The following is a 26,533-nucleotide window of genomic DNA, read 5'->3' on the forward strand; positions in this document are numbered from 1 at the left end:
AGCCCTTCTCCGTGAACACTCCATCGAGCCCGTTTAGCCATGTGTGGACGCTACGCCCTGTTTCGCTGGACGGCCGAACTGACTGCCGTGCCGGGCTTTCCGGCTGACCAGCAACCGCACTGGAACCTGCTGCCTGCCACCCGGGTGCCGATGCTGCGCGAGACGGCCGCCGGCCAGCGGGTCGATCTGGCGCGCTGGGGGCTTACCCCGGCCTGGCTCACCGACCTGTCGCGCACCCCGGCGCATGCCCGGCTGGAAACCGTCGCCCAGCAGCCGATGTTTCGCGAAGCCTTCAGCAAGCGCCGCTGCCTGCTGCCGGCCAACGGTTTCTTCGAGTGGCGCGGTGTGCGCAAGCGGCCTTACTGGCTGAGCGTGGCCGAGCCGCTGCTGTATTTCGCGGCAATCTGGGAAGCCTATCCGGCAGGCGATGCGGAATACCTGAGCGTGGCCATGCTGACCCGCGAAGCGGGCGCGCAGCGGCGCCCGATCGTGCTCGCTGCCGCCGAACAGCAGGCCTGGCTGGCCGCGGACACCAGCAGCGCGGCACTCCTGCAACTGTTGCAGGATGCCCGGCCAGCGCTGTTCGAACGGGCGCTGGCCGGCATCGTCAATGATCCGCGGGTGGATGGGCCGGAATGCCTGACCCCGGCCTGAACGGTGCGCGGTTCCTACAAAAGCATCCCGGCCTGTAGGCGCGCCGCCCTCGGCGCGAGCTTTTGCTGTTGCCTGATGGTTCGCTGCGGCGCGCCGCTTACATATTAAGGGTCGGATCAATAGCCCGGCCTTCTCGCACAATGCAGACCGCTTCAACTAGACCAGGCCACTCAGCTGCGCGGCCTGCCAGCCGGCATACAGGGCCAGCAGGACGAAGGCGCCGGCGGCGACGCGGTGGATCAGGGTCAGCGGCAGGCGCTCGGCGCTGAAGTGCCCGGCCAGCACCACCGGCACGTTGGCCAGCAGCATGCCCAGTGTGGTGCCCAGCACCACCATCAGCAGATGCGGGTACTGCGCGGCCAGCATCACCGTGGCGATCTGCGTCTTGTCGCCCATTTCGGCGAGAAAGAAGGTGATCAGGGTGGCGACGAAGGGGCCGTGCTGGCGCAGGATGGACTCTTCGCTGTCGGCGTCGAGCTGGTCCGGTACCAGCATCCAGGCAGCCACCGCGGCAAAGCTGGCGGTGAGGATCCAGGCCAGGGTGGCGGCGCTGAACAGGCTGGCGACCCAGCTGCCAAGCGCGCCGGCGGCAAAGTGATTGGCCAGGGTGGCCAGTGCTATGCCCCAGATGATCGGCCAGGGCCGGCGAAAGCGCGCGGCCAGCAGCAAGGCGAGCAGTTGGGTCTTGTCGCCGATTTCGGCCAGCGCAACGATGCCGGTGGGAACGAACAGGGATTCGAGCATCAGGGTGTTCCTCGGGGGCGGGTTTGACGATTGGCTATGACACGTACGACCTTCCCGCCCCGGGTGAGGTGTGCGTGTCATAGGTCTGGTCAAACCCAAGGCTCTCGAGGAGCCAGGGGTCGCATGCACCATGGTCGGCTGACCAAGTATGTTGACGCATGCCGGGTGAGCGGGCGCTCACGGGAGACTACTCCCCTAGGACGGTGCGGATTATGCCCGGCCCGTGGGCTTGCGGCAAGGTCGCCTAACCGTCAACAGCGCCCCTGCAGGAGCCAGCTTGCTGGCGATCAGGTGCGGTGAAACATCGCCAGCAGGCGGGCGCCTGGCGGGTTTTGCCGACTGACAGCTGTCCCATCAAGGGCGCACGGCCCGGTAGACATGAAAGCCGTCGGCCGCCGCCAGGGTGCGGCAGGGGCCCAGGTGCTTCTCGATCAGTGGCGCATATTGCAGGAAGTTGTTGGCCACCAGGCGGATTTCGCCGCGGCCCTGCAGGTGGCTGGCCGCTTCGCGGAGCAACTGCTCGGTGGCCGCGTAGCTGGTGTGCACGCCCTGGTGGAACGGCGGATTGCTGAGGATCGCCGCCAAGCCGCTCGGAGCGGCATGGATGCCGTCACCCGCCAGCACTTCGGCCTGCAGGCCGTTGGCCGCCAGGGTCAGGCGGCTGCTGGCGATGGCGAAGGCATCCACATCCAGCAGGCTGACCTGGCTGGCCGGGTAGCGGCGCTTGAGTACGGCGCCGAGTACCCCGGCACCGCAGCCGAAATCCAGCAGGTGCCCGCTGGGTAGCCGGTCAAGGTGCTGGAGCAGCAAGGCTGTACCGCGATCCAGCCGGCCGTGGCTGAATACGCCGGGCAGGCTGATGACCTGCAGCGGGCCGTCTTCCAGTTCAAGGCTGAAGTGTTGCCCCAGCGTTTCCAGCACAGGCTGCGCCGGGACTTGCTCGACGGTTACCTGCCATAGCTGGCAATGCCGTGCGCTGTCCAGCTTGCGTGGCTTGCCGAACGCTGCCAGCTGCTTGCTGGCGCTCTCGATACCGGCGCGCTTTTCGCCGACCAGAAACAGCTCGCGGCCCGGCAGGCGGCAGGCCAGGGCCTGCAGCAGATAATCGGTCAGCTCGCGGGATTTTGGTAGAAACAGCACTGCAGCAGTGAAATCCTCTGCGTCGGGAGCCGTACCGAAGCGGCTACGGCCGGGGAAGCGTGCTTCCAGTTGTGCCTGCTCGCCGGCATGCCAGCTCCACCCATGGGCTTCAGGCAGACGGCCGAGCAAATCATCGGCGGGCAGCCCGGCGAGCAAGACATTGCCGGCGAACAGTTCGGCCTGGCGGAGCAGCACTTCACTGCGTGGGTCCATGAAACTTCCTGAAAGTTGGGTTTGAAGGGGCGATGGTATTTTGCGCCCCTCGCCCACTTGTGGGAGAGGGGCTGGGGGAGAGGGAACAGGCTTGAATGTATTGGACCAGATTAACCGACCATCCGCACCGGCGCACCGGCTATGAAGGCGGTTGCATTGTCAGCCAGTTGACCAACGATGCGCTGGCGGGCTTCGCGGCTGCCCCAGGCATTGTGCGGGGTGATGATCAGACGCGGGACATCGCCGGCCAGCAGTGGGTTGCCGTGGCGCGGCGGCTCTTCGCTGAGCACGTCGAAGGCGGCACCGCCCAGATGCCCGGCCCGCAGCGTGTCAGCCAATGCCTGCTCGTCGACCAATCCCCCGCGCGCGGTGTTGATCAGCAGTGCATTGGGCTTCATCAGGGCCAGTTCGCGGGCACCGATCATCAGGCGGGTCTGTTCGGTCAGCGGGCAGTGCAGGCTCAGGGCATCCACTTGCGGCAGCAGCTCATTCAGCGGCAAGCGATCTTCACGCAACGGTTGGCCGGGGAGCTGGCCCAGCAGCACGCGCATGCCGAAGGCTTCGGCCAGGCGTCCTACCGCACTGCCCAGTTCACCGTGGCCGAGCAGGCCGAGGGTTTTGCCTTCGAGTTCCATGATCGGGAAATCCAGCAGGCAGAACTGGCTGGCCTGCTGCCAGGCGCCGTTGCGCACCGCCTGCTGGTAATCGGTCAGGCGGGTGGCCAGGGCGAGCAACAGCAGCAGGGTGTGCTGCGCCACCGAAGGCGTGCCATAGGCGCGGCAGTTGCAGACAGTTACCCCATGCGCTTGTGCGGTGGCGAGGTCGACATTGTTGGTGCCGGTAGCCGCAACCAGTACCAGCTTGAGTTGCGGGTTGGCGGCAAAGCTGGCGGCCGTCAGCGGCACCTTGTTGCTGATCGCCACGCTGGCGCCGTGCAGGCGTGCGCTGACTTGCTCCGGGCTGCTCTGTGCGTGCAATTGCAGGCTGGCGAAGCATTGCTGCAGCGGGCTCAGATCAAGGTCGCCAAGGTCCAGTGAGGCGTGGTCGAGAAATACGGCATGCATATTTTGGCTCACGGGTTTTACCTGCTGCGGGGTGATCGCGTAGGTTAGCCTGCCAGCCGTCACATTTAAGCAGGAGCCTTTGGTGTACTGGACAGAGTTTCTAACCGTCGCGTTTGTGCATTTGCTGGCCGTAGCCAGTCCGGGACCGGATTTTGCCATTGTGGTGCGCGAAAGCGTTAGCCATGGCCGCACTGCCGGGACCTGGACGGCGCTGGGCGTCGGTGCCGGTATTCTCGTGCATGTCACTTATTCGCTGCTGGGCATCGGTCTGGTCGTGGCGCAGTCGGCTGTACTGTTCAATGTCCTGAAGTGGCTGGCGGCCGCTTATCTGCTGTATCTGGGCATCAAGGCACTGCGCAGCGGGCCGAGCGTCGCAGCCGATGCCAGCACGCAATTGCCGGAGGTTGCGCGCAGTCCGCGAGGGGCCTTTGTCAGCGGGTTTATTACCAACGGCCTGAATCCCAAGGCGACGCTGTTCTTTCTGTCACTGTTTACGCTGGTGATTGATCCGCACACGCCGCTGCTGATCCAGGCCGGCTATGGAATTTATCTGGCCTGCGCCACGGCAGCCTGGTTTTCGCTGGTAGCAATGCTGTTCAGTCATTCACGGGTACGCAGCGGCTTTTCCCGCATGGGCCACTGGTTTGACCGGCTGATGGGCTTGGTGCTGGTGGGGCTGGCGGTGCGGCTGGTGTTTAGTGAGGTGGGTTGAGGTGAGGATTGGCAATCCGGTGCTTTATTGACTGGCATCTGCGAGCTAGACCTCCGCGCTTTTTCCGATGCCCGACCTCTGGTTGCGCCTTGCACGGCGCCTCACTTCCTCTTTGTTTGCGCAAAGAGAAAGTAAGCAAAGAGAAAACGCACCCGACATACGGCCCTTCATTTCGCTTCGCTGCATTCCGGGTTCGTTCGCTCCATCGGCGCTTCAGGGGCCCGCTGCGAAGGGCCGTCCATGGCCCATCGCAGCTCTCGCGGCATCCATGCCGCTCAACCCCCTCCACACCGATTCCGCTCACCCTCCTGACGGGACTTTCAGTCCGTGCAGATTCGAAAGTAGGGTGGATAACCGCGCAGCGTTATCCACCAAAAACGCGCCCGGTGGAAAAGCCGCAAGCGGCGTTTTCCACCCTACGCAAATGTTTCGGTAGTCGGATCATCCCCGTCAGAAGGCCGAGCGCAGGTGCTGTGTAGAGGGGCATTTGGCATGGATGCCAAATGAGGAACGATGGGCCATGGATGGCCCTTCGAGACGACCCTCGGAACAGCACCGGAGCGAGGGGAGTCTGAGCGCAGCGAAGACCCGTATGCCGGGGTGTGTTTCTTTTGCTTACTTTGCTTTGCACAAGCAAAGAAAAGTGAGGCGCCCGGCGGGGCGCAACAAGAACAGTCAATCAACCGCAATAATCAGCCAGGCACAGAACAGAAATCAGCACCGGATTGCCAATCCGTGGACATCTGCAGGTGCGAGGCAACAATCAGCGATGCCCTGAAACGACAAAGCCCGGTCAATGGCCGGGCTTTGTCATGCACGGATAAGACTTACAGCAGCTCGATGGCCACCGCCGTCGCTTCGCCGCCGCCGATGCACAGCGACGCCACGCCACGCTTGCCGCCCTTGCGCTGCAGGGCGTTGATCAGGGTGACGATCAGCCGCGAGCCGGTGGAACCGACCGGGTGACCCTGGGCGCAGGCGCCGCCGAACACGTTGACCTTGGCATGATCCAGCCCGTGCTCGCGCATGGCCAGCATGGTGACCATGGCGAAGGCTTCGTTGATCTCGAACAGATCCACGTCGTCCTTGCTCCAGCCGGTTTTCTTGAACAGGTTGCTCAAGGCGCCGACCGGGGCGATGGTGAACTCGCTCGGGTCCTGGCTCTGGGTGGCATGCGCAACAATCCTGGCCACCGGCTTGAGGCCGCGCTTGGCTGCTTCGGCAGCGGTCATCAGCACGAGTGCGCTGGCGCCGTCGGAGATCGAGCTGGCGTTGGCCGCGGTAACGGTGCCGTCCTTCTTGAAGGCTGGCTTGAGCGTGGGGATCTTGTCCAGATTGGCATTCAGCGGTTGCTCGTCGTCCTTGACCACGACATCGCCCTTGCGCCCGGCGACGGTGACCGGAACGATTTCGCTGTCCAGCGAGCCGTCGGCGATCGCCGCCTGGGCGCGCTTGAGCGACTCGATGGCGTAGGCGTCCATATCCTCGCGAGTGATGCCGTACTTGTCGGCGGTGTCCTGGGCGAAGGAGCCCATCAAGCGACCGGTGCGGGCGTCTTCCAGGCCGTCGAGGAACATGTGGTCCTTGACCTCGGCATGGCCCATGCGCAGGCCGGTGCGGACTTTCGGCAGGATGTAGGGCGCGTTGGACATGCTTTCCATGCCACCGGCGACCATCACCGTGTTGCTGCCGGCTTTCAACGCATCATGCGCCTGCATCACCGCCTTCATGCCCGAACCGCAGAGCTTGTTGATGGTGGTGCAACCGGTGGCCGCTGGCAGGCCGGCGTTCAGCGAGGCCTGACGGGCCGGGCCCTGCTTGAGGCCGGCCGGCAGTACGCAACCCATGATGACTTCCTCCACGTCCGCAGGCTGGATGCCGGCGCGGGCAACGGCCTCGCGGATGGCGATGGCGCCCAGGTCGACGGCTTGGACGCTGGAAAGGCTGCCCTGGAAACCGCCCATCGGGGTGCGGACGCTGCTGACGATAACGATATCGGACATCTGGGATTACCTCTTAAAGGGGTGAATGCGAAACTGGTTTTGCGCCTTGATCCTATCATGTGACTGGAAAAGCAAAAAGAGTCACGCCCAAAAACCTCGTTTTAACCAACGCCAAATTGGTGTACGGTGCATTTTTTTGTAACGCCTTCCAAACAAGAACTCCATGCAAAGGTGACCGTCATGCTGCAGACGCGCGTTATTCCTCCGGCCGAGAATGCCTACCAGTACCCATTGCTGATCAAGAGCCTGCTGCTCTCCGGTGTGCGCTACGAGCGCAACCGCGAGATCGTCTACCGCGACAAGGTGCGCTACACCTATCCGACCCTGATCGAGCGTGTCGCGCGGCTGGCCAACGTGCTCAGCGCGGCCGGCGTCAAGGCTGGCGATACGGTTGGTGTGATGGACTGGGACAGCCACCGCTACCTGGAATGCATGTTCGCCATTCCGATGCTCGGTGCCGTGCTGCAAACCATCAATATCCGTCTGTCGCCCGAGCAGATCACCTACACCATGAATCACGCCGGGGCAAAATTCGTCCTGTGCAACAGTGAGTTCATCCCGGTGTTCAATGGCATTGCTGCGCACCTGCATTCAGTGCAGAAGACCATCCTGCTGACTGACGGCGAAGAAAAAACCGCAGACCTGTTCAACCTGGTGGGTGAATACGAAAGCCTGCTCGCGGCCGCCAGCCCGTGCTACGACTTCCAGGATTTCGACGAGAACTCGGTGGCCACCACCTTCTACACCAGCGGCACGACCGGCAATCCCAAGGGCGTGTACTTCACCCACCGGCAACTGGTGCTGCATACCCTGGCGGTCAGCACTACCCTCGGTTCGCTGGACGGCAACCGGATCATGGGTAACTCCGACGTCTACATGCCGATCACGCCGATGTTCCATGTGCACGCCTGGGGCATGCCATTTGCGGCGACCATGCTGGGCCTCAAGCAAGTCTATCCGGGGCGCTACGATCCCGAGTTTCTGGTCGAGCTGTGGAAGAAAGAGAAGGTAACCTTCTCCCACTGTGTACCAACCATCCTGCAGATGGTGCTCAACGCCAAGGCCGCGCAGGGCGTCGACTTCAAGGGCTGGAAGCTGATCATCGGTGGCTCGGCACTCAATCGTTCGCTGTTCCTGAACGCCAAGGAACGCGGCATGCACCTGACCACTGCCTACGGCATGTCGGAAACCGGCCCGATCATCTCGGGTGCCTACCTCAATGATGGCGATCTGGCTGGTACTGAAGACCAGCGCACCGCCAGCCTGCTCAAGGCCGGCGTGCCAGTACCGCTGGTGCAGGCACGCATCATCGATGCCGAGGGCAAGTCGTTGCCGCACGACGGCCATGCTCAGGGTGAGCTGGTACTGCGTGCGCCCTGGCTGACCATGGCGTATTTCAACGAGCCGGAAAAGAGCGCCGAGCTGTGGGAAGGCGGCTGGCTGCATACCGGCGACGTGGCGGCCATCGGCACCGGCGGTGCGATCGAGATTCGCGACCGCATCAAGGACGTGATCAAGACCGGTGGCGAGTGGATTTCCTCGCTGGAGCTGGAAGACCTGATCAGTCGGCATCCGGCGGTACGGGAGGTGGCGGTGGTCGGCATCCCCGACGAGCGCTGGGGCGAGACGCCCTTTGCCCTGGTGGTGCTGCGTGACGGCGAGAGCCTGGATGCTGCCAGCCTGCAGATGCACATGCTGCCGTTCGTCGACCAGGGTCGGATCAACAAGTGGGGCATCCCGCGCTCGATCGCGCTGGTCAGCGAAATTCCCAAGACCAGTGTCGGCAAGCTCGACAAGAAGGTCATTCGCCTGCAGATCGCGCAGTGGCAGACAGAAGGGAGCTCGGTGATCTCTTCGCTCTAAGCATCTTTGTTACAGCCGTCTTCGCGGTAAACTGGGCCGGCCGCATCATCGGGATGCGGCCGGTTACCTTTCTGGTTGTGATGAAACCTTCTTTTCCCCTCCACCTTTCTGCGCTCCTGCTGTCGGCTGTCTGTCCGCCTGGCATGGCGGGCGTGCCCTTCAATATCGGCGCTGTCGAAGCGCAGCTCGATACCTCGCTGGACTATGCGCTGCTGTGGTCAACCCAGGGCCCGGACGCAGATCTGATCGGCGCCAATAACGGTGGTCGTGGCTTGTCCACTGCCTCCGACGATGCGCGCCTGAACTATGCCAGTGGCGACAGCATCAGCCGCCAGCTCAGCGGCATCAGTGCGCTTGAGTTGCGCTATCAGGACAGCGGTGCCTATGTGCGCGGTCGCTACTGGTATGACTTCGCCCTGCAGGACGATCATCTGCCATTCCGCCAGATCGATAACAGCGGACGTCAGCAGGGTGCCAAATCCTCCGGCGGCGAATGGCTGGAAGCCTTCGCTTACCAGCGCTATGCCTTGGAGCAGCAACCCGGCGAAGTACGTGTTGGCCGGCAGACGCTGAACTGGGGCGAGGGACTGTTCATCAGCAATGCGTTAAATGAGCTGAATCCGCAGCAGGCTTCTGCGTATCGCTTGCCGGTTACACCATTAGGTGAGGGGTTCCTGCCCAGCAATCTGCTGCATCTGTCGCAGGCACTGAACGAGCGCTGGGAACTGGAAGGCTTCTATCAACTCAGCCGTGCGGAGGATGTGGCGGAAAACTGCAGCACGTTCTTTGCTCAAGCGGATTATCTGGCGCAGGGCTGTGACGACAATCTGGCCGTACTGCAAACCCGCCAGCAGGTCGCCGGTCTGTACGGTCAACCCGCGCTGGCAACGCTGGAAAGTCTGGGCGTGCAGTGGAATGTGCCCGATGAAGGGGTGCTGGTGCAGCGTGCGGCCGATCAGGATGCCCCGGCCAGCGGCCAGTTCGGTCTGGCGCTGCATTATTTCGCCGAACCGCTGGACACCCATTTCGGCTTGTATGCCCTGCATGTGCACAGCCGGCAGGCGTATCTGGGCATCCGTGCGCCGGATCAGGCGACCTACACCGCGGCGCAGGGGCAGGGCGCACTGGCGCCGCTGGTGGTGGCCGGCAACAGCCAGTACTTCATGGGCTATCCGCAAGACTTGCAGACCTGGGGCCTGAGTTTTTCCAGCTTGCTGCGCAGCGGCACGCTGTGGGCCGGCGAGCTGAGCTACCGGCCGAATGCGCCGTTGCAACTGAGCACGGTCGATCTGCTGGCCGCAGCACAAACGCCACTCGACAGCAGCCAGTCGCCGCTGCAACTGGCCCCCGGTCAGTCACTCTCCGGCTACCGGCGTAAGGACATCAGCCAGCTGCAGAGCTCGCTCAGCCAGACCTTCGATCAGGTACTGGGCGCGCAGCACATGACCGTGCAAGGTGAGGTGGCGCTGGTGCGGGTGGGAGGGCTGGAAAGCCGCAGTCAGGCCCGTTACGGGCGCGATCCGGTGTACGGCCCCGGCAGCCTGCCGGGCAATAGCTGTGTGATGCGCAATACCAACGAACTGAATGCAGCCGGTGCGCCGTTGAACAATGCTTCGCGCTATTGCTCAGGTGACGGTTTCATCACCTCAACCGCCTGGGGTTACCGCACCCGCGCCACTTGGGAATACCAGCAGGTGTTGCCCCGCCTGACCCTGAAGCCCAATCTGGCCTGGTCGCAGGACGTTGCCGGCTATGGCCCGGATGAGCTGCTCAGCGAAGGGGCCAAGGCCACCAGCATCGGCCTTGAGGCCGAGTACCAGAACATTTACCGCGCCAGCCTGACTTACAGCAGTTTCTTCGGCGGCGACTTCAACACCCGAGCTGATCGGGACTTTCTGTTGTTCAGCCTGGGCATAGACATTTAAGTCAGAGCAGCCCGGATGAAGTCCGGGTTAATCACCTCAGGATCTATTTCCCCCGGATTGCATCTGGGCTAGGAACTGCGGCGCGCACATGCTGGGCTCGCCGCTATCAGGTCCAGAACCCGGTCGAATGACTCATTGATAGCGGGCTATTTGCGCACGGGTGCGAGAAAACGGCGTAAAGCGCTCCAGTTCTGCGGGCGGTCTTGCTCACGGTAGGCGGTCAGCATGTCCAGCTGCTCTTCGATGGCTTTGGCAACCTTCTCTCGCAGCGCCCAGACGCGCTTGGCGTCATCGGATTTGCCGCGCAGACGCGCGGTGGAGATGCGCTTGCCGAAACCGAAGTAGTAACGCTGCGGGCGCGGCATCAGGCTGACACCAATGCCACGGGCAAGCGGCGGAATCATATCGCCGCCGCGGGTGCGTTCGCTGAGCTTCAGGTAGCCGTCGAGCAACTTCCATAGTTTCGAACTGCTCACGTCCTTGGCGTCCAGCAAAATGTCGAAGTTCTCATCTGCTCCCAGCGAGCCAAACGGGATGATGTCGTAGCCATGCTCGATGGCCATGCGGGCAAAACCCGTGCGCTTCTTCCAGATAAGCTGGTAGTCCTCTCCTTTGCGCCGCATCACCTCTCGCCCGCCGCCGGGGAATACCAGAACATGCTGGCCGCTTTGCATCAGCGCGGCGCAGTTCTCCGGGGTACCCAGCACCATGCCGGCGCTGACCAGCAATTTGCTCCAGCCAGGGACCGCGAAATGCCCGCGGTCACCCAATCCGCGCAGGAACACGCCGTGCTCGCGGTACAGGTGTTCGGACATCAGCGGTACATCAAGCAAGCCATAGAGCGTGTGGTTGCCTACCCAGAGTGCCGGCTTGCTCAGGTCGAGTTGATCCAGACCGAGGAATAGCGGATTGAAGTAGGCGTTGGCCACACGCAGGGTGCGCTGCATTGACTTGACCGGTGGCGGCTGAAAATCGGTGACTCCGGGAATCTCTGCTAAAGGGACGCTGGACTTGTGCATGGCTGCTCCTGGGTGAAGTTTAATGGGGTGTCTGGGGGCGATTCAGCGCCGTGCCAGCAGATCCAGCGCCACATCAACGATCATGTCTTCCTGACCACCGACCATGCGCCGTTTGCCCAGTTCGACGAGGATGTCGAGGGTCTTCACGCCGTACTTGGCCGAGGCCGCCTCGGCGTGGCGCAGGAAGCTGGAGTAGACCCCGGCATAGCCGAGTCCGAGGGTTTCGCGGTCGACCCGTACCGGACGGTCCTGCAGCGGCCGGACGATGTCGTCGGCGGCGTCCATCAGGGTGTAGAGGTCGGTGCCATGGTTCCAGCCAAGGCGTTCGGCGGCAGCGATAAACACTTCCAACGGCGCGTTGCCGGCGCCGGCACCCATGCCGGAGAGGCTGGCGTCGATGCGGTCGCAGCCTTCCTCGACGGCGGTGATCGAGTTGGCCACGCCGAGGGAGAGGTTGTGGTGGGCGTGCATGCCGGTTTGTGTATCCGAGTTGAGCACGGCCTTGAAGGCGCGCATGCGCTCGCGGATGTCCTGCATGTTCATCGCTCCGCCGGAGTCGGCCATGTAGATGCACTGGGCGCCGTAGCTTTCCATCAGCTTGCCCTGGCGGGCGAGTTCCTCGGCCGGAATCATGTGGCTCATCATCAGGAAGCCGACGGTGTCCATGCCCAAGCCGCGGGCGTAGTCGATGTGCTGGCGCGAGATGTCCGCCTCGGTGCAGTGGGTGGCCACGCGCACCACGCGGGCACCGGCATCATAGGCGGCCTTGAGGTCGTGGATGGTGCCGATGCCGGGCAGCAACAGGGTGGCAATCTTCGCGTGGCTGATGACGTCGGCAGCCGCTTCGATCCACTCCAGATCGGTGTGCGCGGCAAACCCGTAGTTGAAGCTGGAGCCCTGCAGGCCGTCGCCATGGGCTACTTCGATGGAGTCCACGCGGGCTTTGTCCAGCGCGCGGGCGATGTCCTGCACGTTCTGGATCGAGTACTGGTGGCGGATGGCATGGCTGCCGTCGCGCAGGGTGACGTCGGAGATATAGAGTTTCTTGCCGGGGTTGAAGGTCATGGCGCTTCTCCTCAGAGGTTGATCAGCGACTCGGCCATGCGCTCGGCGGTGGCCAGCGCGGCGGAGGTCATGATGTCGAGGTTGCCGGCGTAGGACGGCAGGTAATGGGCGGCGCCCTCGACTTCGAGGAACACCGACGTCTTCAGCCCGGAGAAGCTGCCCAGCCCGGGGATATGCAGCGGTGCGGACGCGGGAATGACGTCGAACTGCACTGCCTGCTTGAGGCGGTAGCCCGGCACATAGCTGTGCACGGCATGCACCATGGCCTCGATGGAGCCGGCGATGGCGGCCTGATCGGCGGCTTCGCTGAGGACGAACACGCTGTCGCGCATCATCAGCGGTGGTTCGGCCGGGTTGAGCACGATGATCGCCTTGCCCTTGCCGGCACCACCGACCTGCTCAAGGGCCTTGGAGGTGGTTTCGGTGAATTCGTCGATATTGGCGCGGGTGCCGGGGCCGGCCGACTTGCTGCTGATGGTGGCGATGATCTCGGCGTAGTGCACCTTGGCCACCCGCGAGATGGCGGCGACGATCGGAATGGTGGCCTGGCCGCCGCAGGTGACCATGTTGACGTTGGGCTGGTCGAGGTGTGCGTCCAGGTTGACCACCGGCACGCAATACGGGCCGATGGCGGCAGGCGTCAGGTCGATCAGGCGCAGGCTCGGCTTGAGCTGGCGCAGCAGGGCATCGTTGCTGACGTGGGCGGTGGCCGAGGTGGCATCGAAGACGAAGTCGATGTCGTCGAACACCGGCAGGCGGGTCAGACCTTCGACGCCTTCATGAGTGGTCGCCACACCAAGACGGGTGGCGCGCGCCAGACCGTCGGAGGACGGGTCGATGCCGACCATGGCACCCATCTCCAGGTGCTTGGCGTTGCGCATGATCTTGATCATCAGGTCGGTGCCGATGTTGCCGGAGCCGATGATGGCGACTTTCAGTTTGCGGTGACTGCTCATGGGGTGAGCCTCCTGTGTCGGCGCCGTGTTGGTTCCACAGCGCCAGTCAGAAAATGGAATGGGTCAGACGAAGCGACAACCGACTTCGCCGAGGCGGGTCAGGCGCAGCTGCAGACGGTCGCCGGCAACCACCGGGGTCATCGGGCCGAGCGCACCGGACAGCAGCACATCACCGGCCAGCAGCGGGCGCCCGGCGGCGGCCATGGTGCGGGCCAGCCACAGACAGGCGTCCAGCGGGTTGCCCAGACAGGCGGCGCCAACCCCGATCGAGGCTTGGGCGCCGTTCTTTTCCAGCAACATGCCTTCCAGACGCAGGTCCAGCGCCGACAGGCGGGTCGGCTGCTTGCCCAGCACATAGAGCGCCGAGGAGGCGTTGTCGGCGACGGTGTCAGCCAGACTGATCTTCCAGTTCTCGATGGCCGAGTCGACGATCTCCAGCGCCGGCAGCAGGTAGTCCACCGCGCTCATCAGTTCGGCCAGGGTGGTGTCTTCGCGCAGCAGATCGCGGCCAAGGACAAAGGCAATCTCGCCTTCGGCCTTGGGCTGGATCAGCCGGCTGCAGTCGATCTCGCCGCCATCCAGCACTTCCATGTCGGCGAACAGCATGCCGAAGTCCGGCTGGTCGACGCCCAGTTGCTGCTGCACGGCGGTCGAGGTCAGGCCGATCTTGCGGCCGACCAGCCGGCGGCCCTGGCTCAGCGCCGCGCGGGTGTTGAATTCCTGCACGGCATAGGCGTCGGCCAGACTGGTGATACCGAAGGTGCTGGCGATCGGTGCAATGGGCGCTTGTGCCGCACGGGCGGCGCGCAAGGCCAAAGCGGCAGCTTCGATCTGTGCTGCGCTGGCTGAAGAGTGCTGGCTCATGAGGCCTCCTGTTGGCGGCTGGCTGCCTGCAGACCGAGTTGTTCGAGCAGGCTGTGGACTGCGGATTGCGTCTGCCCCGGTTTGGCCATGGCAAACACGAAACGGTCGGGCCGCACGATGGCGACGGCACCTTCGGCATAACCGGCTTCGCGGAAGCGGCGGATGCATTCGCCGCTCATGTCTTCCCACTCGCCGAGCCCGGCCGGGGTGCTGGCGGCCGCCTTGCCTTGTGGCCGGCCGCCGGCCGGGAACAGGGTCAGATAACGGGTATCCAGTTGCGCCAGCTGTTGCAGGTCGGCAGCCGACAGCGACTGCCGCGGATCGACGGCGAAACCGATCAGTGCATAGCCCTGGCCCAGGGCTTCATCCAGCAGCAGCGGGCGATTCTCCCGGTCGACCACTGTCGGCTGTGGCAGTTGCTCGCCTTCCAGCCCGGCGCGGCGCTGGCGCGGCAGACCGAAATACGCTCCCGCCTCGTAGCGTGGCCGCGGCTTGAACTTGGCCTCGCTGAGGAACTCGCGCAGGCCGGGGGTGCGCCGTGCCGTGCGGGTGGCGACATTACGCAGCGCACCGAGCAGCGGGTTGGCGGTGGAGACAAAATTCTTCATGTGGATCGACAGGTCGATCATCGCCTTGGCATGCGGCCGGCGCTCGCTCTGGTAGCTGTCGAGCAGGCTGTCGCGGGCCTGACCACGGAGCACGGCGTCGAGTTTCCAGGCCAGGTTGTAGGCATCGCGCACCCCGGCGTTCATGCCCTGACCGACAAACTGCGGGGTCATGTGCGCGGCGTCGCCGGCGAGGAACACGCGGCCGTCGCGCCACTGCTCGGCGACCAGCGCGTTGAAGGTGTAGACCAGGCTGCGCAGGATCTCGACCTTGCTCACGTCCACGTACTTGCTCAGGTAGGCGCGCACGGTTTCCGGCTGCTCCATGTACTCCCTGGTCTGGCCGGGCATCAGCATGAACTCGAAGCGGTGATGGCCGTAGGGCTGGCGGCAGCTGACGGTCGGGCACTCGGGGTCGCAGATGAAGCTGAAATAGGGCAGGTGGCGCAGGCAGTCCTCGCCGTCTTTCTGCTTGATGTCGACCACGATCCACGGGTTGGGGAAGCTCTTGCCGGTCATGTTGATGCCCAGTTGCGCACGCACGGCGCTGCGGCCACCGTCGCAGGCAACGAAGTAGCGGGCGCGCAGCACTTCTTCGCCCTCCTGCGCTGCCGGTGTTTCGCCCTGCACCGGCGCCTGCTTGCTGTACTGCGCGCCACGACTGGCGATGTGCATCACGTTGACGCCGTTGGCATCCTGGGTGAAACGGGTAAATTCGCGCCCGCGACGTACGCTGACCTGCGGGTAGCGCGCCAGTCCGTCAGCCAGGCTGGTTTCCAGCAGTGGCTGATAGAACAGGTTGTTGGCCGGCCAGCCATAGGGGCGGGCGGTCTGGATCAGCTGGTGCAGCACCTCGCCATCGGGCAGCACCCACTGGAAGGTGGCATTGAGCAGCATGTCTTTGGTCAGCTCTTCGGCGATGCCGGCGGCCTGAAAGATGCGCAGGCATTCGTCGTCGGTGTAGACCGCGCGGGCATTGCCGTAGAACTGCGGCTCGCGCTCCAGCACCACGACCGACAGGCCGCGCTTGCCGAGCAGGTGAGCCAAGGTCAGGCCGGTCGGGCCGAGCCCGGAGATAACGACGTCAACAGTTTGATCAGGGTGTGTAGTGTTCATGTGCAGGACCCTCAGTGCTTGGGTTCGAATGGGGTGTATTCGCGGCGCAGCAGCGAGCGCACGGCGCGCGCGGCCTGGCGCAGTTCATCAAGCAGGTTGTGGTCGAGTGGCTTGTGGCCCCAGGTGCTGATGCCCTGGTGCAGGGTCGGCTGCCAGTTTTGCTCGTCGACCGCGATGGGGTCCCAGCCGTATTCGATCTCGAAACCGGACGGGCTCTGCACGTAGAACGACAGCTCGCGGTCGTTGGTGTGCTGGCCAACGCCCATCATGATGCGGTAGCCCAGCTTGCGGCAGCGCTGGAACGCCGCGGTCATGTCCTCCAGCGTCGCGCACTGGATGTTCATGTGCTGGACGCGGGTGCGTATCGGGTCCATGCGCCTGCCGCGGGTGCAGGCTACAGCCACCGAATGATGACGTTGGTTCAGGCGCAGGAAGCGGATATCCAGCATCAGGCCGCCCATCTGCTGCTCGATGTCGTCGCTGTGCCGCGCATCGAGAATTTCCTGCCAGAACGCCAGCATGGCCTCCGGTTTGCGCGAGGTGATCGCCACGTGGCCCATGCCGGCGCTGCCGGTCAGGTAGCCGCTGGCCAGCATCGACAGCGGTGCAGCGCTCAGCAGTGGCGTGACATAGAACTCGACCGGCAGGTCCTTGGGGCCGATGCAGCGCCAGTAGGCTTCGACCCCGCGCAGGGCGGCGCCACGGGCATCGCCTTTTTCCACGGCCACACCGTGCTGGTGCAGACGCTGCAGCACGGTTTCCAGGCTGGCCTGGTCGTCGAGCTGATAGCCGAGCGCCGCCACGTCTTCCAGCGCGCCGGGGCTGATGACCAGACGCCGGGCATGTTCGTCGAGGCGGCAGACCAGGCTGTCGCCGTCCTGCTGCACGTCCAGGCCGAGGGCGTCGCGGGTAAAGCGTTGCCAGTCATCGAGCTTGTGCGACTCGACCAGCACATAGCCCATGCGGACCTTGCCGAACAGGTCAGGACGCGGGGTGTTCACTTTTGCCATGGTTCATCTACTCCTGCCGTCGATGGATTAGCGCGGTGTGCGCGCCATCAGGTAACTGGTGACCACGCCGTTGAACTCTTCAGCGCGCTCCCACTGCACCCAGTGGCCGGTCTTGCAGAACAGGTAGAGGTCGCAGTCGGGCATGCGCTCCTGCAGGGCCTTGCCGCCGCTGGGACGGTTGACCTTGTCTTCGGTGCCCCACAGCGCGAGGGTCGGCACTGGACAGGTGTGCAGCCGCGGATCACGGGTGAAGTCCATGCGTATGGCGATTTTCAGGCTGCTGGGCGAACGCAGCGGCGGGGAGGCGACCACTTCCGGATCGATGCTGGCGAGGTAGCGCTCTTCGATCATGGCGTCGGAAACCAGGCTGCCGTCGTAGACCAGATAGTCGCGGATGAAGGTGGTGAGCTTTTCCCGCGACGGGCCGCTGCCCTTGTAGTAGTTGAGCAAATGCTTCAGGCCGGCTGTCGGCAGGGCGCGGGTAATGCCGACGCCGGCGGGCCCCATCAGCACCAGCGCGGATACACGATTCGGTGCCTCCAGCGCCATGCGCAGGGAACAGGCGCCGCCGAGGGAGTTGCCCGCCACATGGGCACGCTTGATCTGCAGCGCATCCAGCAGGCCGAGCATCGACTGCGCCAGATCGCCAAAGGGGTCATTGCGGTCAACGCCCTTGGTCGACTGGCCGTAGCCGGGCATGTCGGCCACCACCACACGGAAGTGGCGCGACAGTGCCTCGATGTTGCGCGAGTAGTTCGACAGCCCCGAAGCACCGCCGCCGCCGCCATGCAGCATGAGTAGCGGATAGCCCGTGCCGACTTCGCTGACGAAGATCTGCCGTTTGCCGACAGTGACGGTGCGGGAGGTCATCCCTGGAATGGTTACGGCTTGGTTCATGTTTGGCTCCAGTATCGCGGTGGTGGTCATGGGGTGCGACTGGCGGGGCTGGGCTGAATTGCCGTCTGATCACCAGTGCATTTAAAAATACTAACACGATCATAATTGAACACAAGTGTTCATTTAAAAATAAAAGTGTCAGCCGTCCGGAAGGGCTGCGAGCAGTGCTCGGGCCAATCGGGGGAAGTGCGGCGGGGGAGGGCTTTCAGGCGCGCAGGGCAGGCATGTCGCAAGGCTGGCGGGGGCGCCAGTCAACTGTGTGGTGCCGGCGAGTCAGGCAGGCGCAGCAAGGGGAGTATCAGTCAGCCGCGTAGCCCGGCATTCCGGGGTCAGCGCCGCCAAGGACAATTGTCCCGGATTGCATCCGGGCTACAGCTGCATATTGTCCCCTCGCCCCTTTGGGGAGAGGGTTAGGGAGAGGGGAGTGCAACAGCCACCGACTAATGCCCTCTCCCCAGCCCTCTCCCGCTCGGGTAGGGGGGACTCATGCAACACCTAACAGGTACGGAGGGTTTTTATCAGTCGGCGGCTGCCAGCGGCGGCAGCTCGAGGTGGGCCAGGCGGTGCGCTTCTGCCGGGTCAAGGCCGAGGGCGCGCAGTATCAGCTCGGCGGTTTCGCTGCCGGCATCGCGCCAGGTCTTGCGCCCGTCGAGCACCAGCAGAATGGCAGCCATCACCGAACCACCGATCATTGACATCACGCTGGTCAGCATCGACTGGTCGAAGGTGTAGCGCGACAGCGCCAGCCCGGCGAGGACGTCCTGCACCGGCGGGCCGGTCCAGAGCTCCTGCAGGGACTGGGTGCAGGAGGCATAGCGGATGATGAAGCCGCCCCACTGCGGCTCCTCATGGGCGCGACGGATATAGAAGCGAATACCGTTGGCCAGACGCTGGGCCGGTTCCAGCTGCGGATCGGCGCTTTTCACCACGCGCTGGTTCATCTCCGCGCTCAGCTGGTTGGCCACATCGGCAAACAGCGACTCGATCGAGCCGAGGTTGTTGTAGACGGTGCCGCGCGCCACGCCGGCCACCTGTGCCAGCTCGCTGACGGTGATCTCGCTGACGCCCTTCTCGGCGAACAGTTGCAGGGCGGCGGTGTGCAGGCGTTTCTGGACCGGGGTCATGATTGCGGACTCTTGGAAAAAATCGTGTCGACTGTTGAACATATGTGTTCAATGATAATCAAGAAACCCTTTCCATGCCAGCGCTGGCTGCGCTGCGAAATAAGCACAGAGGTGTTGAAACGCAGGGACGCTTGGGGTGAACTTTCACATTCGCTCCCTGCGCCACGCGCTTAATCCTGCTGAAGGAATACCCATGCAAGTCGAACAGCCAGCGCTCATCCGTGAAACCTTCCCGGTCGGGCCTTTGCAGTGCAACTGCACCATCATTGGCGACCCGCTGACGAAAAAAGCCATAGTGGTTGATCCGGGCGGCAACCCGGAGCTGATCATGGCGCGTCTGGAGAAGCACGGGTTGCAGGTGGTCAGCATCATCCATACCCATGCGCATCTGGACCACTTCCTCGCCTCCGGACAGATGAAAGAGAAGACCGGCGCCACCCTGCACCTGCACAAGGAAGACCAGTTCCTCTGGGACAATCTGGAAATGCAGTGCCGCATGTTCGGCGTGCCCTATACGCCGGTACCCGCGCCAGACCGCTGGCTGGCCGATGACGAGGAGCTGGCCTGCGGTTGTGGTGTGGCCCTGCATACGCCCGGGCATACGCCGGGCTCGATGAGCTTCTGGTTTGCCGAAGCGAAGCTGCTGATTGCCGGCGATACCCTGTTCAAGCGCGGCATCGGCCGTACCGACCTGTGGGGCGGCGATTACCCGACCATCGAGCGTTCGATCAGGCAGCGCTTGTACACCCTGGACGAGGAGGCCACAGTGGTTACCGGGCATGGTCCGGAAACCCGGCTGGGTGACGAGATGCGCGAAAATCCGTTTGTGCGGGCCTGAGCAAGGAATTTATCGGCTTGGCCATGCTCTAATCCGCGGCCCCATGAGGGGCGTGGAATTTCACAGGAGTGCAGTTCATGTTCATGCATAAACATCTGATCGCCGCCGCTACCGCAGGCGCCCTGCTGGCTGGCTGCGCGACAACGCAGAATCCCTACCAGGACCAGGACGGCAGCACCAACAAGACCGCCACCTACGGCACTATCGGCGCCATTGCCGGAGCCGCCGCCGGCGCGCTGATCAACCATGACAACCGCGGCAAGGGTGCCTTGATCGGCGCCGCCGCCGGGGGGGCCGCCGGCGCCGGCTATGGCTATTACGCCGACAAGCAGGAAGCCGAGCTGCGCAAGAGCATGCAGGGCAGCGGGGTCGAGGTGCAGCGCGACGGCAATAACATCAAGCTGATCATGCCGGGCAACATCACCTTCGCCACCGATTCGGCGGAGATTGCCAGCAACTTCTACGGCCCGTTGAACAGCGTTGCCAGCTCGATGCAGCAGTACCAGCAGAACAATATCGAGATCGTCGGGCATACCGACAGTACCGGCTCGCACAGCTACAACCTGCAGTTGTCGCAGCGCCGCGCCCAGAGCGTGGCCAGTTACCTGCAGGGCCAGGGGGTCAGCGCTGCACGCATGACCACCCGCGGCGCCGGCCCGGACCAGCCGATTGCCAGTAATGCCACCGCCGAAGGACGTTCGGCCAATCGTCGGGTGGAGGTCAATCTGACGCCGATTCCCGGCGCGCAGTAACTGCTCGGCAACCGTAGGATGGGTGGCGCGTAGCGATACCCATCAGGGCCCTGTCCGGTGGAAAAGCCGCCAGCGGCGTTTTCCACCCTGCGCAAGGCCCATGAAAAAAGCGCCCCGGGGGCGCTTTTTTCGTTTCCAGGTTGGCTCAGACGGCTGGCGTCAGTTGCAGGCGCTGGTCCGACTCGGTGCGCACCGTGCGGTACAGCTCGGCGTCATCCTGCAGTTGCTGGGCCGAAGCCGGGAACATGCCGTGCAGGCGCTCCTTCCAGGCGGCCGAAGCCATCTGGTTGGGGAAGCAGCGGTAGAGCAGGTCGAGCATGGCCGAGACCGACACCGAGGCGCCCGGCGAGGCGCCCAGCAGGGCGGCGATGCTGCCGTCCGCCGAGGCGACGATCTCGGTGCCGAATTCCAGCTTGCCGCCGGTTTTCTCGTCCTTCTTGATGATCTGCACGCGCTGGCCGGCGGTTTCCAGGCGCCAGTCGGCGTCCCGGGCTTGCGGGTAGAACTTGCGCAGGGCATCCAGGCGCGAATCGGTGGACTGCATGACTTCCTTGATCAGGTAGCGGGTCAGGTCCATGTTGTCGCGGGCCACGGCGAGCATCGGCACGATGTTGCCCGGGCGGATCGACTTGGGCAGGTCCATGTAGGAGCCGTGGCGCAGGAACTTGGTCGAGAAGCCGGCATAGGGTCCGAACAGCAGGGACTTCTGGCCATCGACCATGCGCGTGTCCAGGTGCGGTACGGACATTGGCGGTGCGCCGACATCGGCCTGGCTGTAGACCTTGGCCTGGTGCCTGGCCACCACTTCCGGGTTGTCGCAACGCAGCCACTGGCCGCTGACCGGGAAACCACCGTAGCCCTTGCCTTCGGGGATGCCGGACTTCTGCAGCAGCGGCAGGGCCGCGCCGCCGGCACCGAGGAACACGAAGCGCGCGGTGATGCTGCGGGTCTTGCCGCTTTCCAGGTCCTTGATGTCGACTTCCCAGCCGCCTTCGCTGCGTTCCAGACCGACCACGCGCTGGTGGTAGTCGATGGTGGTGTCGGGCTTCTGGTCAAGGTACTTGAGCAGCTGGCCGGTCAGGGCGCCGAAGTTGAGGTCGGTGCCGCTGGTGACGCGGGTGGCGGCTACCGGTTCGGCCGGGTCGCGCCCCGGAACCAGCAGCGGCGCCCATTCGGCCAGGGTGTTGCGGTCTTCGGTGTATTCCATGTTGCTGAAGCAGTGATGGCTCTTCAGGGTCTCGAAGCGCTTCTTCAGGTAGGCCACCCCGTCGCTGCCGCGCACAAAGCTCATGTGCGGCACCGGGTTGATGAATTTCTTCGGGTCGCCAAAGTTGCCCTGGGCGACCAGGTGACCCCAGAACTGCTTGGACACCTCGAACATGCTGTGGATGCTCACCGCCTTGCCGAACGGGACCGAACCATCGGCCGCGGCCGGTGTGTAGTTCAGTTCGCACAGCCCGGCGTGGCCGGTACCGGCGTTGTTCCAGGGGTTGGAGCTTTCCGCCGCGCTGCGATCGAGCAGTTCGACCAGTTCCACCGTGAGGCCGGGATCCAGCTCCTTGAGCAGGGTGCCCAGGGTTGCGCTCATGATTCCCGCACCTACCAGCAGTACATCTACCGTTGCGTTGTCGTTTGCCATTTGCCAGTCACACTCTTTTGAAGTTGTGTAAAACCGTTTTCTCACGCTCTTTTGGAAACGTGAATCCTAATTCTGCCCTGCCGTTGCAGCTACGGTCGCACGGGTTGCGTGGCACCGGATCAGGAGCGTGCACGGAGGGTGGAGGTGTGCGGTCGGCCGGTTGGGCCTGCGCGCGCTGGCGCAATCCGCTCAATTGTTCCGAACTCTGCAGCATGCAGGGCCTGTGGACAAGCCTGAGCGGAAATCGTCCAGTCATTTGGGCGGCGATTATAACGATGAAATCGGCAAATTTCGCCGTGTCCGCGCTTTATCTTTGGTCGGAGCACACGGGTGCGGTACTCGGCGACCAGGAACCCTTTGCCCTTGTGCGGTTCGGAGTTCTGTGGCGTTACTGTCGGTCACTGCCGCCCGACGGTTATACTGCCTGCGCTTTCATGGTTTATCTGGAGATTCCTGCATGTTGCACCGCCTGTTGTCCGCACTCCTCGTGTTGTCTGCACTGTCCCTGGCCGGTTGCGGTCTCAGCCCGCAGCAGTTGAACCCGCAGCCAGTCATCAAGGGCGCCATTGTCGCGGTCGGCCAGGGCCAACCGGTTCAGGTCCGGGTAGTCGATGGGCGTCCTTCCCCGGTGCTCGGCACCCGTGGCGGCCTGTATCCCGAGACCAGCACCATCAGTGTCGCCGGGCCGACCGTCCTGCCCAAGCTGCAGGCCCAGGTTGAGGCGGCGGTGCGGCTGATGGGCTTTACCCCGTCACCCGGCGCCTACAATGCGCCGTCACTGACCGTTACCCTCAGTTCGTTGACCTACCAGTCGCCCAAGGATGAGGCCTATGTGACCGAGGCGAACATCAGCACCGTCCTCGGCGTGGATGTGCAGAATGGCAGTCGGCGCTACAACGGTCGTTATTCAGCCTCGCTGAACCAGCGTTCCGGAATGGCGCCGAACGAGGAAACCAACAATGAACTGGTCAGCGAAGTGCTCAGCGATGCCCTGACCAAGCTGGTGCGCGATCCGGCCATCGGCAGCGCGCTGCTGCCGTAGGTTTTCCGCGCGCAGGGAAAGGCCCTGGCAGCCAGCGCTGCCGGGGCTTTTTTGTGCCGGACTTCCAATCCGATACAGCTCACCACCATTCCCGCAATTGCGCGAGCAACCCGGCGCCTTGCCGGCGCCCGTCAGGCCGGATAGTCGCGATGCAGCCGGTCCAGCAGGGCATCCTTCTGTTCCCACAGCTGGTTGACCCATTGCTGGAATTCCAGCCGGTACTCGTCGCTCTGGTCATAACTCTGGCCGATGAACTGGGCGGGGATCTCCAGCTTCTCGAAGCGCACCACGATCTTCTGCACCTGGCCGCTGAGCAGGTCCCAGAACGTGGGTTTGCCGGCGGGGTAATGAATGGTCACATTGATCAGCGCACTGAGCTGCTCGCCCATCGCATCCAGCACGAAGGCGATGCCGCCGGCCTTGGGCTTGAGCAGGTAGCGGAACGGCGAGTCCTGCTGGTCATGCTTGGCCGTGGTGAAGCGGGTGCCTTCGAGGAAGTTGAACACCGATACCGGGTTGGTCTTGAAGCGCTCGCAGGCCTTGCGCGTGGTGAGCATGTCCTGGCCGCGCTTTTCCGGGTGCTTTTCCAGGTACTGCTTGCTGAAGCGCTGCATGAACGGAAACTCCAGCGCCCACCAGCACAGACCGATCACCGGCACCCAGATCAGTTCCTGCTTGAGGAAGAACTTGAGGAACGGCGCCTTGCGGTTGAGCTGGTATTGCAGCACCAGGATATCCACCCAGCTCTGGTGATTGCTGGTGATCAGGTAGGAGTGGCGCAGGTCGACGCTTTCCAGGCCCTGCACGTCCCACTGGATGGGCTGCACCAGGTCCATCCAGCCCTTGTTGATGGCAATCCAGGTCTCGGCCACCCGGTGCATTACGTGGTTGATGACCTTGCGCGCAGCGGCAAACGGCAGGGCGGCCTTGAACAGCGCACCGATGAACAGCGGCCAGCAGAGAATCAGGGTGTTGCTGGCCAGGATCAGGGTGGCGATAACGCCGCGAAGCGGGGCGGGGAGAAAACGCAACATGGGGCGGCAGCCTCATTCGGTGGCGGTTGGAAGCCTGCCATCAAGGCCGGCGGCTGACCAAAGGTTAACGCTTGTACACCGACCTGCAAGCCTTGATTGTGACCATCCGGTCGCGCGCTCCCGCTGCGCCGGCCCATGCGCGCAGCTATGCCGCCGCCGGCAGGGGCGCTCCGCCTATGGCTGGACATCGCCCTGCACCGCCGTGAGGGCGATGGTGTAGACGATGTCGTCGACCAGGGCGCCGCGCGACAGGTCATTCACCGGCTTGCGCAGGCCCTGCAGCATGGGCCCGACGCTGACCACCCCGGCACTGCGCTGCACCGCCTTGTAGGTGGTGTTGCCGGTGTTCAGGTCGGGGAACACGAACACCGTGGCACGTCCGGCCACCGGGCTGTCCGGGGCTTTCTGGCGGCCGACGCTGTCGATGGCGGCGGCGTCGTACTGCAGCGGGCCGTCGATCAGCAGTTGCGGATTCTTCTCCCGCGCCAGCCGGGTGGCTTCGCGCACCTTGTCGACCTCGGCACCGCTGCCCGAGTCGCCGGTGGAGTAGCTGATCATCGCCACCCGCGGCTCGATGCCGAAGGCGGCCGCCGATGCGGCGCTCTGCAGGGCGATTTCCGCCAGTTCGGCGGCCGTCGGGTCCGGATTCACCGCGCAGTCGCCGTACACCACCACCTGTTCCGGCAGCAGCATGAAGAACACCGACGACACCAGCTGGTAGCCCGGCGCGGTCTTGATCAGCTGCAGGGCCGGGCGGATGGTGTTGGCGGTGGTGTGGATGGCGCCGGAGACCAGCCCGTCGACCTCGCCCAGCGCCAGCATCATGGTCCCCAGTACCACCGGATCCTCGAGCTGGGCAGCCGCCATCGGGGCATTCAGGCCCTTGCCCTGGCGCAGCCGGACCATCGGCGCGACGTAGTGCATGCGGATCAGGTCGGGATCGAGGATTTCCAGCCCGGTCGGCAGCTCGATACCCTGGGCCCGGGCCACCGCCGCCACCGCTTCCGGCTTGGCCAGCAGCACGCAGCGGGCAATCCCGCGCGCCTGGCAGATGGCCGCGGCCTGCACGGTGCGTGGCTCGCTGCCCTCGGGCAGGACGATGCGCTTGTTGGCTGCCTGCGCGCGCTGGACCAGGCGGTAGCGGAACGCCGGCGGCGACAGGCGGCTGACCTGCGGGGTGCCGCAGCGTTCATGCAGCCAGACGTGGTCCAGGTGGCTGGCGACGAACTCGGTGACTTTCTCCGCGCGTTGCAGGTCGTCCAGCGGAATCTCCCGGTTGATCTGCTGCAGATTGTGCGCGGTGGCGTAGGAGCCGGTGCTGACTTCCAGCAACGGCAGGCCGGCTTCCAGTGCCGCGTGGCAGAGTTCGAGAATCCGCGGGTCGGGCGCGAAGTCGCCGCACAGCAGCAGGCCGGCCAGCGGCACGCCATTCATCGCGGCCAGGCAGGCGGCCAGAATGATGTCGTTGCGGTCGGCCGGCGTCACCACCAGCACTCCCGGCTTGAGCAGCTCGACCGAGTTGTGCACGGCGCGGGCAAACAGGATGATTTCCTGCACCCGGCGTTCCTTGAGGTTGCCGGCGTTGAGAATCCGCGCATGCATCAGTTCAGCCACGTCACTGGTGCGCGGCGCATTCAGTTCGTCTTTCCAGGGAATGCTGCCGAGCAGGCGGAAATGCGCGTCGCGGAACAACGGCGACTCGTTCTGCAGGCGCGTGGTGAAGTCGCTGTCGCGGACCTTGTTGAAAATCACCCCGAGCACTTGCGGATTGTCGCAGCCACCGAATTGCTGGGCCTGGATGTCGATGCGGTCGGTGAGTTCCTTGATGCTCTCGCTGTCCGGCGCCGCGACCAGGATCACCTCGGCATCCAGCCCCTGCGCCAGGCGCGCATTGACCTGTGCCGCATAACTGGCCTGGCGGTTGGTGACCATGCCCTCGACCAGCAGCACATCCTTGCCGAGCCGGGCCTGCTGGCACAGGTGCACCACCTGCTCGAGCAGTTCGTCGAGCTGGCCATCGCCGAGCATGCGCTCGACCTGCGCCAGGGGCAGCGGGGTGGGCGGCTGGATGGCGTGGGTGCGGCTGATCAGCTCGGAGGAGCGCTCCGGGCCATTGTCGCCGGCAGGGTTCTGCGCGATCGGCTTGCAGAAGCCGACCTTCAGGCCGGTGCGTTCCAGGGCCCGGACCAGGCCCAGGCTGATCGAGGTAAGGCCGACGCCAAAGCCGGTCGGCACGATGATGAAAGTGTGCATG

22 protein-coding genes and 1 riboswitch are annotated in these 26,533 nt (G+C 64.1%); of the genes, 7 read left to right on the forward strand and 15 right to left on the reverse strand.

What is annotated here, in order from left to right; genetic code table 11:
- Nucleotides 1-39 precede the first annotated feature (39 nt).
- Nucleotides 40-654, forward strand: a complete 615-nt coding sequence (locus ISX93_RS09850) for an SOS response-associated peptidase (protein WP_195778549.1) — start codon at nucleotides 40-42, stop codon at nucleotides 652-654.
- 156 nt (nucleotides 655-810) lie between these two features.
- Here the strand turns inward: ISX93_RS09850 and ISX93_RS09855 are convergent, their stop codons facing one another.
- From ISX93_RS09855 to ISX93_RS09865, 3 genes are all read right to left on the reverse strand, one after another.
- The gene (locus tag ISX93_RS09855; RefSeq protein WP_195778550.1) at nucleotides 811-1,398 is read right to left on the reverse strand and encodes a TMEM165/GDT1 family protein; all 588 of its coding nucleotides are present in this window, start codon (nucleotides 1,396-1,398) and stop codon (nucleotides 811-813) included.
- Nucleotides 1,399-1,489: 91 nt separating this feature from the next.
- Nucleotides 1,490-1,606, reverse strand: a riboswitch (yybP-ykoY riboswitch).
- Nucleotides 1,607-1,752: 146 nt separating this feature from the next.
- A complete protein-coding gene (locus ISX93_RS09860; protein WP_195778551.1) occupies nucleotides 1,753-2,751 on the reverse strand; it encodes a class I SAM-dependent methyltransferase in 999 nt (332 codons plus the stop codon).
- A gap of 110 nt (nucleotides 2,752-2,861) precedes the next feature.
- Nucleotides 2,862-3,815 carry a 2-hydroxyacid dehydrogenase gene (locus tag ISX93_RS09865; RefSeq protein ID WP_229732147.1) on the reverse strand — a complete coding sequence of 318 codons (954 nt, stop codon included), beginning with the start codon at nucleotides 3,813-3,815 and terminating at the stop codon, nucleotides 2,862-2,864.
- Nucleotides 3,816-3,897: 82 nt separating this feature from the next.
- On the opposite strand from ISX93_RS09865, the gene ISX93_RS09870 reads away from it, so the two are divergent.
- Nucleotides 3,898-4,527 (forward strand): LysE family translocator, encoded by a 630-nt coding sequence (locus tag ISX93_RS09870; protein ID WP_195778553.1) that lies wholly within the window; start codon nucleotides 3,898-3,900, stop codon nucleotides 4,525-4,527.
- A gap of 827 nt (nucleotides 4,528-5,354) precedes the next feature.
- On the opposite strand, the gene ISX93_RS09875 is transcribed toward ISX93_RS09870, so the two are convergent.
- Entirely contained in the window at nucleotides 5,355-6,530 is a 1,176-nt protein-coding gene (locus ISX93_RS09875) for an acetyl-CoA C-acyltransferase (protein ID WP_195778554.1), read from the reverse strand.
- A gap of 180 nt (nucleotides 6,531-6,710) precedes the next feature.
- On the opposite strand from ISX93_RS09875, the gene ISX93_RS09880 reads away from it, so the two are divergent.
- Both ISX93_RS09880 and ISX93_RS09885 read left to right on the forward strand, forming a co-directional pair.
- Nucleotides 6,711-8,393: a fatty acid--CoA ligase gene (locus ISX93_RS09880; RefSeq protein ID WP_195778555.1), complete on the forward strand. Its 1,683-nt coding sequence runs from the start codon at nucleotides 6,711-6,713 to the stop codon at nucleotides 8,391-8,393.
- Nucleotides 8,394-8,473: 80 nt separating this feature from the next.
- Complete coding sequence (locus ISX93_RS09885; protein ID WP_308705313.1) at nucleotides 8,474-10,318, forward strand: DUF1302 domain-containing protein; 1,845 nt, start codon at nucleotides 8,474-8,476, stop codon at nucleotides 10,316-10,318.
- A 146-nt stretch (nucleotides 10,319-10,464) separates the two neighbouring features.
- Here the strand turns inward: ISX93_RS09885 and ISX93_RS09890 are convergent, their stop codons facing one another.
- The 8 genes from ISX93_RS09890 to ISX93_RS09925 all read right to left on the reverse strand — a co-directional run bounded on the left by ISX93_RS09890 (nucleotide 10,465) and on the right by ISX93_RS09925 (nucleotide 18,974).
- On the reverse strand, nucleotides 10,465-11,337 hold the full coding sequence (locus ISX93_RS09890; RefSeq protein ID WP_195778557.1) for a lysophospholipid acyltransferase family protein: 873 nt from the start codon (nucleotides 11,335-11,337) through the stop codon (nucleotides 10,465-10,467).
- 42 nt (nucleotides 11,338-11,379) lie between these two features.
- Nucleotides 11,380-12,402, reverse strand: a complete 1,023-nt coding sequence (dmpG, locus tag ISX93_RS09895; RefSeq protein WP_195778558.1) for a 4-hydroxy-2-oxovalerate aldolase — start codon at nucleotides 12,400-12,402, stop codon at nucleotides 11,380-11,382.
- Between the two features lie 11 nt (nucleotides 12,403-12,413).
- Nucleotides 12,414-13,358 (reverse strand): acetaldehyde dehydrogenase (acetylating), encoded by a 945-nt coding sequence (locus tag ISX93_RS09900; RefSeq protein WP_195778559.1) that lies wholly within the window; start codon nucleotides 13,356-13,358, stop codon nucleotides 12,414-12,416.
- A gap of 63 nt (nucleotides 13,359-13,421) precedes the next feature.
- Nucleotides 13,422-14,222 (reverse strand): 2-keto-4-pentenoate hydratase, encoded by an 801-nt coding sequence (locus ISX93_RS09905; protein ID WP_195778560.1) that lies wholly within the window; start codon nucleotides 14,220-14,222, stop codon nucleotides 13,422-13,424.
- Nucleotides 14,219-15,943, reverse strand: coding sequence for a bifunctional 3-(3-hydroxy-phenyl)propionate/3-hydroxycinnamic acid hydroxylase MhpA (mhpA, locus tag ISX93_RS09910; RefSeq protein ID WP_195778561.1), 1,725 nt, complete (start codon nucleotides 15,941-15,943; stop codon nucleotides 14,219-14,221). Before mhpA ends, ISX93_RS09905 begins: the two co-directional genes overlap by 4 nt.
- An 11-nt stretch (nucleotides 15,944-15,954) precedes the next feature.
- Complete coding sequence (locus tag ISX93_RS09915; RefSeq protein ID WP_219841005.1) at nucleotides 15,955-16,953, reverse strand: VOC family protein; 999 nt, start codon at nucleotides 16,951-16,953, stop codon at nucleotides 15,955-15,957.
- A 27-nt stretch (nucleotides 16,954-16,980) separates the two neighbouring features.
- Nucleotides 16,981-17,850, reverse strand: a complete 870-nt coding sequence (locus tag ISX93_RS09920; RefSeq protein WP_219841006.1) for an alpha/beta fold hydrolase — start codon at nucleotides 17,848-17,850, stop codon at nucleotides 16,981-16,983.
- A gap of 518 nt (nucleotides 17,851-18,368) precedes the next feature.
- A complete protein-coding gene (locus tag ISX93_RS09925) occupies nucleotides 18,369-18,974 on the reverse strand; it encodes a TetR/AcrR family transcriptional regulator (RefSeq protein ID WP_195778562.1) in 606 nt (201 codons plus the stop codon).
- Between the two features lie 193 nt (nucleotides 18,975-19,167).
- Between ISX93_RS09925 and ISX93_RS09930 the strand changes: the two genes are divergently transcribed.
- Nucleotides 19,168-19,812: an MBL fold metallo-hydrolase gene (locus ISX93_RS09930; RefSeq protein ID WP_195778563.1), complete on the forward strand. Its 645-nt coding sequence runs from the start codon at nucleotides 19,168-19,170 to the stop codon at nucleotides 19,810-19,812.
- Between the two features lie 77 nt (nucleotides 19,813-19,889).
- Nucleotides 19,890-20,564: an OmpA family protein gene (locus ISX93_RS09935; RefSeq protein WP_195778564.1), complete on the forward strand. Its 675-nt coding sequence runs from the start codon at nucleotides 19,890-19,892 to the stop codon at nucleotides 20,562-20,564.
- Between the two features lie 145 nt (nucleotides 20,565-20,709).
- On the opposite strand, the gene mqo is transcribed toward ISX93_RS09935, so the two are convergent.
- Nucleotides 20,710-22,248, reverse strand: coding sequence for a malate dehydrogenase (quinone) (gene mqo, locus ISX93_RS09940; protein WP_308705314.1), 1,539 nt, complete (start codon nucleotides 22,246-22,248; stop codon nucleotides 20,710-20,712).
- A gap of 412 nt (nucleotides 22,249-22,660) precedes the next feature.
- Between mqo and ISX93_RS09945 the strand changes: the two genes are divergently transcribed.
- Entirely contained in the window at nucleotides 22,661-23,245 is a 585-nt protein-coding gene (locus ISX93_RS09945; protein WP_195778566.1) for a YajG family lipoprotein, read from the forward strand.
- Nucleotides 23,246-23,376: 131 nt separating this feature from the next.
- On the opposite strand, the gene ISX93_RS09950 is transcribed toward ISX93_RS09945, so the two are convergent.
- Both ISX93_RS09950 and pta read right to left on the reverse strand, forming a co-directional pair.
- Entirely contained in the window at nucleotides 23,377-24,279 is a 903-nt protein-coding gene (locus ISX93_RS09950; RefSeq protein WP_195778567.1) for an acyltransferase, read from the reverse strand.
- Between the two features lie 174 nt (nucleotides 24,280-24,453).
- On the reverse strand, nucleotides 24,454-26,532 hold the full coding sequence (pta, locus tag ISX93_RS09955) for a phosphate acetyltransferase (protein WP_195778568.1): 2,079 nt from the start codon (nucleotides 26,530-26,532) through the stop codon (nucleotides 24,454-24,456).
- Nucleotide 26,533: the final 1 nt, after the last annotated feature.

Source organism: Pseudomonas sp. N040 (genome assembly GCF_015637705.1).
Lineage (GTDB): Bacteria > Pseudomonadota > Gammaproteobacteria > Pseudomonadales > Pseudomonadaceae > Aquipseudomonas.

Coding starts and splice junctions, on each gene's coding strand:
- pta (WP_195778568.1), bottom strand. CDS start 26,532: ATGCACACTTTCATCATCGTGCCGACCGGCTTTGGCGTCGGCCTTACC.
- ISX93_RS09855 (WP_195778550.1), bottom strand. CDS start 1,398: ATGCTCGAATCCCTGTTCGTTCCCACCGGCATCGTTGCGCTGGCCGAA.
- ISX93_RS09885 (WP_308705313.1), top strand. CDS start 8,474: ATGAAACCTTCTTTTCCCCTCCACCTTTCTGCGCTCCTGCTGTCGGCT.
- ISX93_RS09915 (WP_219841005.1), bottom strand. CDS start 16,953: ATGGCAAAAGTGAACACCCCGCGTCCTGACCTGTTCGGCAAGGTCCGC.
- ISX93_RS09850 (WP_195778549.1), top strand. CDS start 40: ATGTGTGGACGCTACGCCCTGTTTCGCTGGACGGCCGAACTGACTGCC.
- ISX93_RS09925 (WP_195778562.1), bottom strand. CDS start 18,974: ATGACCCCGGTCCAGAAACGCCTGCACACCGCCGCCCTGCAACTGTTC.
- ISX93_RS09880 (WP_195778555.1), top strand. CDS start 6,711: ATGCTGCAGACGCGCGTTATTCCTCCGGCCGAGAATGCCTACCAGTAC.
- ISX93_RS09900 (WP_195778559.1), bottom strand. CDS start 13,358: ATGAGCAGTCACCGCAAACTGAAAGTCGCCATCATCGGCTCCGGCAAC.
- ISX93_RS09930 (WP_195778563.1), top strand. CDS start 19,168: ATGCAAGTCGAACAGCCAGCGCTCATCCGTGAAACCTTCCCGGTCGGG.
- ISX93_RS09920 (WP_219841006.1), bottom strand. CDS start 17,850: ATGAACCAAGCCGTAACCATTCCAGGGATGACCTCCCGCACCGTCACT.
- ISX93_RS09860 (WP_195778551.1), bottom strand. CDS start 2,751: ATGGACCCACGCAGTGAAGTGCTGCTCCGCCAGGCCGAACTGTTCGCC.
- mhpA (WP_195778561.1), bottom strand. CDS start 15,943: ATGAACACTACACACCCTGATCAAACTGTTGACGTCGTTATCTCCGGG.
- ISX93_RS09890 (WP_195778557.1), bottom strand. CDS start 11,337: ATGCACAAGTCCAGCGTCCCTTTAGCAGAGATTCCCGGAGTCACCGAT.
- ISX93_RS09865 (WP_229732147.1), bottom strand. CDS start 3,815: ATGCATGCCGTATTTCTCGACCACGCCTCACTGGACCTTGGCGACCTT.
- dmpG (WP_195778558.1), bottom strand. CDS start 12,402: ATGACCTTCAACCCCGGCAAGAAACTCTATATCTCCGACGTCACCCTG.
- ISX93_RS09935 (WP_195778564.1), top strand. CDS start 19,890: ATGTTCATGCATAAACATCTGATCGCCGCCGCTACCGCAGGCGCCCTG.
- ISX93_RS09945 (WP_195778566.1), top strand. CDS start 22,661: ATGTTGCACCGCCTGTTGTCCGCACTCCTCGTGTTGTCTGCACTGTCC.
- ISX93_RS09875 (WP_195778554.1), bottom strand. CDS start 6,530: ATGTCCGATATCGTTATCGTCAGCAGCGTCCGCACCCCGATGGGCGGT.
- ISX93_RS09950 (WP_195778567.1), bottom strand. CDS start 24,279: ATGTTGCGTTTTCTCCCCGCCCCGCTTCGCGGCGTTATCGCCACCCTG.
- ISX93_RS09905 (WP_195778560.1), bottom strand. CDS start 14,222: ATGAGCCAGCACTCTTCAGCCAGCGCAGCACAGATCGAAGCTGCCGCT.